General features: G+C 39.1%; 9 protein-coding genes. 3 read left to right on the top strand and 6 right to left on the bottom strand.

The features are described 5' to 3' along the window. The first annotated feature begins 165 nt into the window (after positions 1-165). Entirely contained in the window at positions 166-645 is a 480-nt protein-coding gene (locus MHI10_RS10840; protein WP_340785397.1) for a hypothetical protein, read from the top strand. A gap of 94 nt (positions 646-739) precedes the next feature. On the opposite strand, the gene MHI10_RS10835 is transcribed toward MHI10_RS10840, so the two are convergent. The 6 genes from MHI10_RS10835 to cydD all read right to left on the bottom strand — a co-directional run bounded on the left by MHI10_RS10835 (position 740) and on the right by cydD (position 7,419). Further along, entirely contained in the window at positions 740-1,306 is a 567-nt protein-coding gene (locus MHI10_RS10835; RefSeq protein ID WP_340785395.1) for an NADPH-dependent FMN reductase, read from the bottom strand. A gap of 12 nt (positions 1,307-1,318) precedes the next feature. Then, positions 1,319-2,374: an LLM class flavin-dependent oxidoreductase gene (locus tag MHI10_RS10830; protein ID WP_340785393.1), complete on the bottom strand. Its 1,056-nt coding sequence runs from the start codon at positions 2,372-2,374 to the stop codon at positions 1,319-1,321. A gap of 32 nt (positions 2,375-2,406) precedes the next feature. Beyond that, positions 2,407-3,345, bottom strand: coding sequence for a ring-cleaving dioxygenase (locus MHI10_RS10825; protein ID WP_340785391.1), 939 nt, complete (start codon positions 3,343-3,345; stop codon positions 2,407-2,409). 25 nt (positions 3,346-3,370) lie between these two features. Continuing rightward, positions 3,371-3,805, bottom strand: a complete 435-nt coding sequence (locus MHI10_RS10820; protein WP_340785389.1) for a MarR family winged helix-turn-helix transcriptional regulator — start codon at positions 3,803-3,805, stop codon at positions 3,371-3,373. A 232-nt stretch (positions 3,806-4,037) separates the two neighbouring features. Next, positions 4,038-5,720 (bottom strand): thiol reductant ABC exporter subunit CydC, encoded by a 1,683-nt coding sequence (gene cydC / locus MHI10_RS10815; protein WP_340785388.1) that lies wholly within the window; start codon positions 5,718-5,720, stop codon positions 4,038-4,040. Further along, positions 5,704-7,419, bottom strand: coding sequence for a thiol reductant ABC exporter subunit CydD (gene cydD / locus MHI10_RS10810; protein WP_340785386.1), 1,716 nt, complete (start codon positions 7,417-7,419; stop codon positions 5,704-5,706). The genes cydC and cydD overlap by 17 nt, the downstream gene beginning before the upstream one ends. A 757-nt stretch (positions 7,420-8,176) precedes the next feature. Between cydD and MHI10_RS10805 the strand changes: the two genes are divergently transcribed. Both MHI10_RS10805 and MHI10_RS10800 read left to right on the top strand, forming a co-directional pair. Next, positions 8,177-12,829: an S-layer homology domain-containing protein gene (locus MHI10_RS10805; protein WP_340785384.1), complete on the top strand. Its 4,653-nt coding sequence runs from the start codon at positions 8,177-8,179 to the stop codon at positions 12,827-12,829. A gap of 95 nt (positions 12,830-12,924) precedes the next feature. After that, entirely contained in the window at positions 12,925-13,356 is a 432-nt protein-coding gene (locus MHI10_RS10800) for a hypothetical protein (RefSeq protein WP_340785382.1), read from the top strand. Positions 13,357-13,583 lie beyond the last annotated feature (227 nt).

The raw sequence follows: 13,583 nt of genomic DNA, 5'->3' as shown, positions 1-13,583 counted from the left end.
ATTTTGACTAAGTAGATAAATATGATAGTTCATAACATTTGAGTGAAAATTAATGGACTACATTTAATGTGTAAACAGGGGCATTACCACCAGTAATGTAAGGTGGGGGTTAATGGGGTCCACGGGAAACTGCAAAATGAATTTACATAGAAAGGTTCTGATTTTATGACACAATATACTGTTTTGGTTGCTGACAAACCTTTGAATGAGGCGGATTATACAGGATTTGACTACATTTCTGTACGTGAATTAAAAAAGCTATATCCAATTTCAGATGATTTCCCAGAGCAAGCATGGCATTCAATGGAGGATGATGTTGAAATTTTAAATGCTCCTGATGAAGATGCTTTTGCCAAATTAAATATTTTCCATTGGGAAAATCCATCTTATGATTTAGCATTGTATAGTGAAAAGCCGTACGTTTACGGTGTAGAAGGGCGTTGGGAAGGAGAATTTCTAGAGAATTTACTGACATATATAAGAGAACAGCTTACTCCTGATCAAAATGCCGAATTATTGCAATTTTGGGCGGGAGAAGATAAACCGCCAAAACTAACGAAACAAACAATTGCTATAAATGAAATCCAACATACGGACTTACAAAATTTTGCACAAAAGCAGTTTGCCCATGTTCAATTTGTCTAGTTGAAATATTTAGCGAAACCTAATAAAACACTTAAAACGTTGTTCTAGCAACGTTTTAAGTGTTTAATAATATTTATATATTTTTTATGAACATTCAAAAATCATACTGCTCATCCTTTTTCGCACGTAATGCTGCGTGGACTTCTACTAGATCCACCGTGTCGTCAATAAGGCGATCTAGGCGGAAGAGCACATCATCATTCACGATTTCTTTACGGTGAAAATCTTTTTCCTCCGCGAATACGTACGTTGGTACGATATGGGCTTTCATGTAAGATAAAATCGGTTTTAACTGCTGCTCGACCATCATGTAATGTTTTGAAGTACCTGCTGTTACAACGATGCTGACCACTTTATCGCGTAAGCCGTTAACAGGGAGTAGGTCAAACACATTTTTCAATGTCGCCGGGATCGATGCTTGGAATGTTGGTGTTCCGATAATAATAGCATCCGCCTGCATCATTTCCGTTGCAACAAACAATGTATCGCCTTCATATTCCGAATAATTGCGTCCATCACTAAAACGTACATCATAATTCGCTAAATCAAGCATTGTTACATCTGCTTGAGGGTATTTTTTTTGTAATAATTCGACTGTTGTTGCCATTGCTGTACGTGTTTTTGAGCCGATTGTTGAACCGACTAATGCTACGATTTTCATTGTACTGCCTCCTTATTTCGCTGTATGTTTTTTAATCGCTGGAATAATATCATTACCGATAATTTCAATATTTTTCATTAACTTATCGAATGGCACGCCGCCAAAATCGATTTGCGCCATAAAGCGTTGCATGCCAAATAATTCATGTTGATACAGGATTTTTTCAATGATTTCCTCTTTACTGCCGACCATTAATGCATCACGCACATCTGTTGATTGGGCAAATTGTTGCTTTGGATAGCCTGAGCCGCGGATTGCTTGGAAGCCTGCATTAATGTGAGGGTACATGCCTTGCAATGCTTCTTTTGTCGTATCGGCTACGTAAAATAAACTTGTCGTTGCAATCGGTAATGTCGCAGGATCAAAACCGCTTCTTTCTGCTGCTTCACGGTAAATATCAACAGAGGGCTTAAAGTTTATTGCTGGACCACCAAGTGTTGTTAACATCATTGGAATGCCCATGTAACCTGCTTTAATCGCACTTGCAGGAGGGCCACCAACCGCGCGCCAAATCGGTAATGAACCTTGTAATGGCTGTGGCAAAATTCGTGCATTTTCAAGTGGTGCGCGGTATTCACCTTGCCAATTCACAATTTCTTCATCATTAATTTTTTGCAGTAATTCTAATTTTTCCTCAAAAATTTCCTCGTAATCCTGTAAATCGACACCAAGTAAATGGTAGGCACCGACACGCGAGCCACGGCCTGCCACAATTTCTGCACGGCCATTTGAAATTAAATCGATTGTCGCAAAATCTTCATAGACGCGAACTGGATCAGAAACACTTAATACTGTTGCCGAGCTCGAAATTTTGATTTTTTCTGTTGCCTGCGCAATCGCACCTAGTACGACGGTATGGGCCTGCGTTGTGAAATACTGTTGATGACTTTCACCTACACCAAATACATCAATGCCCGCTTGCTCTGCTAATTGACTTAATTCAATGAGCTCCTGAATACGTTGGCGAGGGGATACTGTATGCCCTGTTAAAGGGTTTGGCATATGATCTCCTAACGAATAAAGTCCAAATTCCATGCCTTTTGATTGATCAATACGATATTTTTCCATTTTATATGCTCCTTTAATATATCCAATGTAAGTTAAACAATTGGGTGTAATTTTTCTACAATTTCATCACGGCGCGCTTCTAAAAAGTCTGGTAAATCTAATTGCTCGCCTAATGTTTCAACGTCACCATCTCGTAAAAATCCTGGTCCGTCTGTAGCGATTTCAAATAAGATGCCGTTTGATTCACGGAAATATAAGCTCTTGAAGTAGAAGCGGTCAATAATCCCGGATGATTGGAAGCCGCGCATTTTTACTTGCTCATCCCAATGCTGTAATTCTTCATCATTTTTCACACGGATTGCTAAGTGATGGATGCTACCTTTTCCTGGTTTTTCAGAAGGGCCATCTTGCTGAATGACATAAATTTCACCAAATACTTCGCCAGCTACTGATTGGAATAGGGCTTCCTGGTCATTGTTAAATACCTCATGATAGCCAAATATTTCAGTTAGTGTACGCGTTAATTTTGATAAATTTTTCACTGTCATTTCTACGGTACCCATTCCTTGAATTTGATGTTCATGAGGAACAGGGGAGCCATCATACGTTTCCCAATGTGCGATCTTTTCACCATTTGCAACGATAAGTGCCATGCGTAAACCTTCTTCATCTTCAAATAGCAGGGCAGGGCGGTTCGCATATGTGGAGATTCCTTCATGTTGTACTTCATACTCATCGAAGCGTTTCATCCAATAATGCAAACTTTCTTCAGATGGAACAATTAAGCCAATTTTTGTAATGGCATTTGTACCGCGATGTGTGCGTCCTACTAATGGGATTTCAAAGAACGATAATTCAGTACCTGGGCTCCCTGTTTTATCCCCGTAAAATAGGTGGTACATCGATGGTGCATCTTGGTTTACCGTCAATTTGACGCGGCGTAAGCCTAAAATTTCACGGTAAAAGTGGTTATTGTCATTTGCGTGTTTCGTAATCATTGAAATATGGTGATGTCCTGGAATGTTATACATAAAGTTTCCTCCTAATGTGTGATCGTTATTTAGTTTTATTTTCACTGTTTTTTTGTACACGAGATATTAATTCATATAATGTTTTTTGTTCATCCGTCGTTAAGCAATCATCAAAAAAGGATGATTGGAAGGCGAGCTGTGCATCAAATGCATTGGCTAAATGTTGTTTTCCTTTTTCAGTTAACGAAATGTATTTTGTTTTCCATTGTTGTGTGCGTTCGATCAATCCGTCCTGCTCAAGGCGTGACAACATACGAGAAATGCCACCCTGTGTAACGGTTACTTTTTGCGCTAAATCGGATTGTGTAATCGGTGCATAAGAATCAATTTGCATAAGCACGTCAAATTGGGCAGTCGTTAATCCAAATGGTTTTAGAAAATCATTGGATAATAAATTACTTTGATGCGTAAAACGCGTAATCCGTAACCAAATGAGCGAGCCGCGTGTGTTATTTTTCATGCCGTCACATCCTTTCGTTACTATCACTTTACTACTCAACTGATAAAATTGCAACACAAATATCTCGAATTTGAGATAAATTTTTAAAAGTTTTTTTGAATTACGGAAAGGTGAAAGGATTCTTCTATCATAGTGGACGTAATTTTGTTCGTTCATGCAGGATAAAAAGGAATGATTAAAAAGGGTGCTAGAAAATGTGAGATATGGCATATCTCGCATTTCCAGCATCCTATTAATTTGAATCTTGGAACGTATGAATATTTTTCATCTGATAAAATAAACCTTTTGCTACTAGAAGCTGTTCATAAGAGCCGCATTCCAAAAGTTGTCCATCTTGCATGACGAAAATCCGATCCATCTTTTCTAATCCGGCCAACTTATGCGTAATCAAAATGACGGTTCGTTCTTTCGTGCTCGTAAGTAATTCATGAAAGAGTGCACGCTCTGTTACGGTGTCTAGGCTTGTAAATGGTTCATCTAATAGCCAAATGGCACCATTTTTTAAAAGCACACGTGCAAAGGCCAGTCGTTGACGTTCACCACCGGATAAGTTTTCTCCTTTTTCTAAAATAGCTTCATCCAAGTTTTTTGGAAGCTGTGCGCGGTTTAATGCATCGACAAGTTGTTCGTCCGATGCTTGTTCATTCGCAAGTAATAAATTATCTCGAATCGTCCCTGAGAAAAAATGATTATGCTGCAATTGCACGCTTATCTGTGCCCACAAGGATGGTGCATATGTGTTAGCAAGGGGTTCACCACCGATCAATAATTCCCCACTCGTTGGCTCAAGTCCCTTTATAAGCAATTGAAAAAGGGTGGATTTTCCCGAGCCACTAGGACCAATAATGGCAATTTTTTCGCCGGGCTGTATCGTAAATTGAATCTCTTTTAAAATGGGTTTCGAAAGCCGGGCATATGAAAAATGCACATCATTCACTTGGATTGTGAAATCATTCGAAGATGGTAAAGGCTTTGTACCAGCTTCAGAATCTACTGCGACTTCCTGTAAGCGTGCCATCGCCCCCGCTGCACTTTTATAATGATGCGGCACAGTAGCGAGCGGAATCGCGGTTTCGAATACGGTGAGCGCGATTAATAACAGCATCGCCAAATAAAGTCCGTCTAGCTGATTTGTCGTCACAAAATAGGCACCAATTGTCACGATAAGAAATACCGTCAATAATGAGGCACTTTGATTGTAAAGTTGCATACGAACGAGTGCTTGCTGCTCTTTTTTGATTTCATCGGCATATGCATCACTTAACTGCAGCAGGTCTTTACTTTTTTGCGCGACTAGATGATGATTTTTCAATTCGCGAAAACCGTATAAAAACTCAGTTGTTTCGGTAAGCAGTTCACGTTTATAGGGGACAGGCTGTGTGTTCTTTGCGATTAAAAGCGTCGGAATAATGACCGCCACAAATAAAAAGCCAAGCACTAATAAAAGCGCTATCCAAATCGAAAAAAAGGATGTGAAAATGACCGTTCCGAAAAAGACGAGCAACGCAACGAGTGGGGGATAAACGACACGTAAAAAGAAATTTTGAAGCGTCGTCACATCATTCGTAATACGTGTTAACAATTCACCGCTTTGATAATGCAAAAATAACTGATTAGCAATAGGTTCTAGTCGGTCAAAAAATCGCATTCGAATCGCGGACAAAAGTGAAAACGTTACACGATGAGAAATAAAGCGTTCTGCATATTTACTCGTCGATTTTGCGACTCCGAATATTTTTAAAAAAGCGGTCAAAATTAAAATGACGTAAAACGGTGGCATGAGCGCGGCTTTTGAAATCAAAAAGCCACTTTGTGCAAAAAGGGCAACCGCTGTTAAGCCGCTGATTGTACCGGCAATTAACGCGAGAAGCATTTCTTTTTTCTCATGCCAAATCATTTCATAAAGCTCTTGCATCGGGCAAACCTCCTTTTTTCATCGCCTCAAAATACTTTTCCTGTTGCAATGCTTCCAGTGTCCCGCTCACATGAATTTTGCCATTTTCCAAAATGTATAACAGATCAGCATGTTGCAATGTTTCAAGGCGATGCGTGACGAGAACGACTGTTGCATGGGATTTTAATGTTTGAATCGCATGGGCAATGAGTTGCTCGGTTAATACGTCCAGTCCAGCAGTTGGTTCATCGAAAAATACGATAGTAGGCTGATGAATAAAAGCCCGAGCAATCGCAATCCGTTGTTTTTCTCCTCCAGACAGCCCGCGACCGGCTTCCCCAATTTTCGTATTGAAACCATCTTGTAAAGTAGTAAACCAATTACCTAATTGTGCTTTTTGTACTGCATGCCAAATTGCGTCATCGTCCATATTTTTTCCCATCGTTAAATTGTCCCGCAGTGTACCGGCAAAAACGTATGGATGCTGTGAGATCATTGTCATTTGTGCATACCAGCTTTGTTCACTGCATTTACTGCGCGCGATATCGTTAATGAAAAGAGAGCCGTCCGTTAGTTCCACCGCACTTGCTAGCATATTTAAGAGGGTCGTTTTGCCATGTCCAGTCGGTCCGATAATGGCTACCGTTTTCTTTGACGGGATGTCCATCGAAACCGGTCCAATCGTAGTACCGTCTGGATAATGGTACTCAGCATCCCTTAGTGCAAGAGCGGGGGCGGGCATGATTTGCTGTTGTCCCCATGTGACCGTCTGAACCTCTTTTTCAAGCTCTGTTTGAATGAGCTGCATTGCGCCAAGACTACCTTTTCCCGCATGAAACGCCGTACCTAATTCCTTTAAAGAGCTGTAAAATTCAGGTGCTAACGTTAAAACGAAAAATGCCGCAGCAAAGCCGAGCGTTTCAAATACAATCATTTGAAAGCCGATTTCAAGTGCGACAAGCCCGACACCAAGCGTAGTAATAAGCTCGATAAACAGCGTTGATGCAAACGCAATTTTTAACACATCGAGCGTCGTTTCCATAAAACGTGTATTGTAATGTTGCAAAATAGTTCGTTGTTTGGCGCTTTGCGAAAACAGCTTAAGCGTCTGCAAGCCTTGTAAAACATCTAAAAATTTTCCGGAAAAGCGGTTCATATTTTCAAGCTGTTGTTCCGATTTTCTTTTCGTTTGCACACCGATAATAATATAAGAAAGGGGAATAAATGGTGCCGTTATGAGCAAAATGACCGCGCTCATAGGATGGGCAAAAAATATGGCGATGAATAAAAACAATGGCACAACGAACGTTTTCATCGTTTGCGGTATATACTCCCGAAAATACGCATCAAGCTCATCGACCGTATCGACGAATAGCGAAACTTGATAGCCCGTTTGCTGTAATTTTATATTTTCAATAGAATCTTGCTCCCAGCGCGTTAAAAGCTGAGCGCGAATCTCCTTTTTAACATGTGCGGAAAGTTGATTGCCCGTCCAATGAAGAAGGAAATTAGACGCAACCCGAAGTGATATCGCCAAAAGTAGCGCAACTATATAAGGTAAAGTAGCTGAGAACTCGGTTTTTTGAATAAATACGAAATCAACAATTTGAATGATGCTATAAGCTTGTAAAACGATGGCAAGCCCGAGCAGAAGGGCAATAAAGATGAGCGTCAGACGGTATTTTTTCATTGCTGGCATCCATTTTTGAAACTGGCGCATTCTATTCCCCCTAAAATAAGCGTTATTGTTATTTATTTCACTCTTTTGGGTAGATTAAACACAAAAAAGATTAATGGTATGGGTTTTTTGGCTTTATTAATTCATTGCTGGATTATATAGAGAATTAAAAATAAGTTTGGTATTCAACTTCTAAAAAAGTGAAGGGCTTCAGTTGAGTAAAATTAATAAAGTGAAAAGTCATGTGTTTGCTTATAACACATGACTTTTTTGTTTTTTATATTCCCTTTTGGCATGCATATTTAAACTGCTTTTTCCTTTTTAGGTAATTAATATGTTTAAAGATTTTTATTTGAAGGTATATACTACCAGACCCTATTAATTGAGAAAGGAGTATATTGTAAAGCTGTGTTTCTCTTGAAGAAATTACAGCACATTTGAATAAAAATCGGAATGTAATCGATTTACCAATATCAAAATGGTCTAACAGAACAAAAATTTTAAATTTCTCACTTTTACTGCTTAGTTTGCACTATAGAGATTATGTAAATAAGGGAAATTAAAAGAATGGGGTGAATTTGCATTTTATTTTAAGGGAATCGTGAAGAACAATTGAAGAATGGTAGATTCATATTGGGTTCACGGGACTATGAACTTAAAACCATTTACATAGGATTTTATATACCTATAACTTTACTCGTGAATTTTTTAATTATGGATATATTTATTTTTATATAATTTTATGTTTGTAGTTCAGTTATCGTGATGTTGAGTTGATTAGTCTGGGAGGTTGGGGAAAATGAAGAAAATTTTTAGTACTCATTATAAAATTTATAAAGTATTAATTTCATTACTGCTTGTATTAGGTTCAGTAATTGTTGGTTTTTCGAATGTCGCAGATGCGTCTCAGATTACTAGATATCCTGATGTTAAAACGAGTGATTATTATTATGAATCAATAACAACCTTAACAAATCGAGGGATTCTCAATGGTTTTCCTGATGGACAATTTAAACCTGGTAATTTCGTAACCCGTGGACAAACCGCAAAGATTATTGCATTGTCGCTAGGTGTGGATGTAGAAAATGTTCAAAATCCAGGTTTTCGAGATATAAATAAATCGAACCCATATTACGGGTCGATTGCAGCGTTAGTTGAAATGGGGATCATTAATGGTTTCCAAGAAGATTCTACTTTCCGTCCAAATGAACTTTTAACGCGTGCGCAAATAGCTAAAATTCTTGCTATTGGATATGGCTTGAAAAATACGCCTTATAAAAATAATAAATTTATTGATGTGCAACCAAACAAGTGGTATTCGGATTATATAGAAACACTTGTCGCATATGAAATTACAAAAGGAAAAACGGCAACAACTTTTGAGCCGAATGCATATGTCACGAGAGGAGAAATCGCTTCATTTGTTATTAGAAGTGAAAATGCAAAAAATTCGGAGCAAGAAGAAGCGCCAAATGAAGTAGGAGTTAATGAGGCGGATGTTGAAGTTGCTGTAGCTAAAGCAGAAATTAGTAAAACAAAAGAAGATGTGTATGCTGCACAGCAACTCATTGATCAATTGAAAGAAGGGGCTGTAAAGGATAATCTCCAAAATCGACTAGATCAAATTAATACTTCAGATCTTGCAGGAGATTTTGGTCAAGGAGAAGCAAGTAGCGGTGGAAGTGGAAATGTAAGTGGTGGAGGTAGTGGTGGAAGTGGTGGTAGTAGTGGTAGTAGTAACGGCGGTGGTAGCGATGGCAGCGGAACTACAAATCCAAACCCACCAGACAATAACAACGAGATAGCGTATAGAAATGCTGAAATTGCGGTTAAAAAAGCAGAAGCATCTAAAACCCAAGCAGATAAAGATGTTGCACAAATCTTAGTAAATGGTTTGCCGAATGGTGCAGTTAAAAACGGACTCCAAGCTCGCCTTGATGCCATTGTGGTAGCAGGTGGTACAGGAAACGGAGGTGCATTGCAAAAAGCAACGGATGCTGTTCAAAAAGCAGAAACATCTAAAACGCAAACTGATAAAGATGCAGCACAAATATTAGTAAATGGCTTACCGAATGGAGCAGAAAAAGATGCGCTCCAAAATCGTTTAGATGCCATTATTGTAGATGGTGGTACAGGAAACGGTGGTGCCTTACAAGCAGCAACAGCAGCAGTTGAACAAGCAGAAATAAGTAAAACGCAAGTAGATGTAGATGCGGCGCAAACATTAGTCACTGCATTACCAGATGGAACAGAAAAAGATGAGCTCCAAAATCGTTTAGATGCCATCATTGTAGATGGTGGTACAGGGACAGAAGTAGTAGAAAAAGATATTCTGAAAATTGCTATCGCAGAAGCGACTGCATTACTTACGACTACGGATGTAGGTACGGCAGTTGGTGAAGTATCGCAAGAAGCGAAAAACGAGTTGGATCAGTCTATCACGGAAGCCAAAGCAGTAGTTGATAATGATACTGCAACGCAATCAGAAGTAGACGCTGAAATTAATAAGCTAGTTCAAGCGATTACGACATTTATTGCAGCTATAGAGAAAGACCCAGCAGTAAGTTTAGATGACTTAATTCAATCCATAACAGATGCCTCCAACTTACTTGCGTCTACAAATACGGGGGTGGGTGTAGGCGAAGTATCACAATCCGCAAAAGATGTGCTGGGCCAAGCCATACTAACTGCTCAAACAGTTGCTGGTAAAGCAGGGGTATCGCAAGCAGAAGTAGACGATGCGAAAGATGCATTAGCTGAAGCAATTGCGACATTTGAAGAGGTGATAGTGAAGACCCCATCAGTAAATTTAGGTGACTTAAACCAAGCAATCATAAAAGCAGAAGATTTATTTGCTAACACTGAAGTAGGTATGGGTGTAGGTGAAGTGTCGCAAGAAGCAAAAGACGCGTTATCTCAAGCAATTGAGGCTGCCAAAGAAGCAGTTGGTCAAGCAGATGTAACACAAGCGGAAGTAGATGCAGCGAAAGATTTATTAACTCAAGCAATTGCGACATTTGAAGAAGCGATAGTGAAAGATTCAACAGTAAATTTAGGTGACTTAAACAAAGCAATCACTGAAGCAGAAACTTTACTTGAAGATACAAATGTAGGACCAGGTGTAGGTCAAGTATCGCAAGAAGCAAAAGACGCGTTATCTCAAGCAATTGAGGCTGCTAAAGAAGTAGTTGGTCTAGCAGATGTAACACAAGCGGAAGTAGATGCAGCGAAAAATGCATTGAATCAAGCAATTGCAGCATTTGAAGACGAAATAGTGAAAGATCCATCAGTAAATTTAGGTGACTTAAACCAAGCAATTACAAAAGCGAAATCCTTACTTGCCAACACAGAAGAAGGAACTGGTGTAGGTCAAGTATCGGAAGCAGCAAAAGATGCGTTGAACCAAGCAGTTACAGAAGCTCAAGCAGTAGCGGATAAAGCAGATGTAACACAAGCGGAAGTAGACGCAGCAAAAGATGCATTGAATCAAGCAATTGCGGCATTTGAAGACGAAATAGTGAAAGATCCATCAGTAAATTTAGGTGATTTAAATCAAGCAATTACTGAAGCAGAAACTTTACTTGAAGATACAAATGTGGGACTGGATGTAGGTCAAGTATCGGAAGCAGCAAAGAATGCGTTGAGCCAAGCAGTTTCAGATGCTCTAGCAGTAGCAAAAAAAGCAGATGTAACACAAGCGGAAGTAGACGCAGCAAAAGATGCATTGAATCAAGCAATTGCGGCATTTGAAGACGAAATAGTGAAAGATCCATCAGTAAATTTAGGTGATTTAAATCAAGCAATTACTGAAGCAGAAACTTTACTTGAAGATACAAATGTAGGACCAGGTGTAGGTCAAGTATCGCAAGAAGCAAAAGACGCGTTATCTCAAGCAATTGAGGCTGCTAAAGAAGTAGTTGGTCTAGCAGATGTAACACAAGCGGAAGTAGATGCAGCGAAAAATGCATTGAATCAAGCAATTGCAGCATTTGAAGACGAAATAGTGAAAGATCCATCAGTAAATTTAGGTGACTTAAACAAAGCAATTACAAAAGCGAAATCCTTACTTGCCAACACAGAAGAAGGAACTGGTGTAGGTCAAGTATCGGAAGCAGCAAAGAATGCGTTGAGCCAAGCAGTTACAGATGCTCAAGCAGTAGCAAATAAAGCGGATGTAACGCAAGCAGAAGTAGATGCAGCGAAAAATGCATTGAATCAAGCAATTGCAGCATTTGAAGACGAAATAGTGAAAGATCCAGCAGTAAATTTAGGTGACTTAAACCAAGCAATTACAAAAGCGAAATCCTTACTTGCCAACACAGAAGAAGGAACTGGTGTAGGTCAAGTATCGGAAGCAGCAAAGAATGCGTTGAGCCAAGCAGTTACAGATGCTCAAGCAGTAGCAAATAAAGCAGATGTAACACAAGCGGAAGTAGACGCAGCGAAAGATGCATTGAATCAAGCAATTGCGGCATTTGAAGACGAAATAGTAAAAGATCCATCAGTAAATTTAGGTGACTTAAATCAAGCAATTACTGAAGCAGAAACTTTACTTGAAGATACAAATGTGGGACTGGATGTAGGTCAAGTATCGGAAGCAGCAAAAGATGCGTTGAATCAAGCAGTTTCAGATGCTCTAGCAGTAGCGAAAAAAGCAGATGTAACACAAGCGGAAGTAGACGCAGCGAAAGATGCATTGAATCAAGCAATTGCAGCATTTAAAGACGAAATAGTGAAAGATCCATCAGTAAATTTAGGAGATTTAAACCAAGCAATCACAAAAGCAGAAGCCTTACTTGCCAACACAGACGTAGGTGAAGTGTCGAAAGAAGTAAAAGACGCGTTATCTCAAGCAATCATAGCTGCCAAAGAAGTAGTTAGTCAAAAAGATGTAACACAAGCTGAAGTAGATAAAGCAGTAACAGATTTGAATTCGGCAGTAGCAGATTTCAATCAAGCAGTTAAAGATGCAGAACTAGCGGATGCTAAAGGTGCACTTGATTCAGCAATCGAAGAAGCTGGAAAACTTAAAGAGTCAGACTATGAAGCAGATGGCTGGACAAAGTTCGAAGAAGCTTTAGATGATGCGAACATAGCACTTGAAAACGGAAATTCAACAAAAGAAGAGTTAGATAAAGCATTAGAAGATCTAAACACTGCGATTGAAAGCTTAGTGGAAGTTGTAAGTATGACAGTAGCGGATCTTATATCTATTAATGCAGTCGAAATCGTGGCGAATCAATTCGGACATCAAATTGTTACGGTTATCCAGTCGGAATTACCTAAGGGTATGAAGATTTCTGAGGTTTATTATATAAATATCGAAGGGAGATCACCAGAAGAGATGGTGAAAAACCCATTTGCTCAAGGAAAGTTCACCGTGTCATTTGAACAAGAAGGTCATATTCCAACTGAGGAAGAGATTTTAAAGGCTACAGTTTCTATTAAATAATATCGGATTTGATAGAAGTGAAAAGAGATTTTTAATATAAGGAACAGCAAGGCTGTTCCTTATATTAAATTAAAAATAATTAGGGGTGTTAAGAAATGGCGAAAAATCGTTATAAAATATTATCTGCAGCAGCGATAGCGTCAGTTTATGGTGCATCAGCATTAAGCCCAGTAGCAGCTGAATCACCAGTGGTGAAGAAAATCGATACTGTATTTCTGGAGTACGAGGGTTTACCGTATGAGATATCATTAGAGAATTATAACTTTGCTTTAGCTGCGGGTATTACATTTAGTGGGGGAATTATTTATATTTCTTCAAATAAAAAGGTATATGATGTCAAGGATTATAATTTAGCTTATGCGGTAGCGAAAAGTATAAGTGGTGCCATTGAATTATTAGAACAGAATGGTGGATTCCATAAAGATATTATTGCTGGTGAGATTGAGATTGATGAAGATGGAAACGTAAGTTATATTGATTCAAACACTACTAAAGAAAATGAAACGAAACGTTACTTTATAAACTAGGAAACTGGTGAAATAAGTGGGGAGAATTTCTCTAACTATCATATGGAATAGATTGGTGAAATTCCAATCCATGATAACAGTCTATTAAGGTCATGGTGTCTAATCCTCCTGCATCCGGAGCGCGTCTAACAACGCAAAGGGGTGAAGTCAGGTGAAGTCGTACTCGGTAGTGCTGAGGCGGGGCTCCTTAAAAGGTCGCTATGGCTAGGTTGACGAATCCATGTAGA

The organism is Solibacillus sp. FSL K6-1523, from assembly GCF_038005225.1.
Classification (GTDB): Bacteria; Bacillota; Bacilli; order Bacillales_A; family Planococcaceae; genus Solibacillus.
This window is presented reverse-complemented; position numbering and strand designations above follow the sequence as displayed.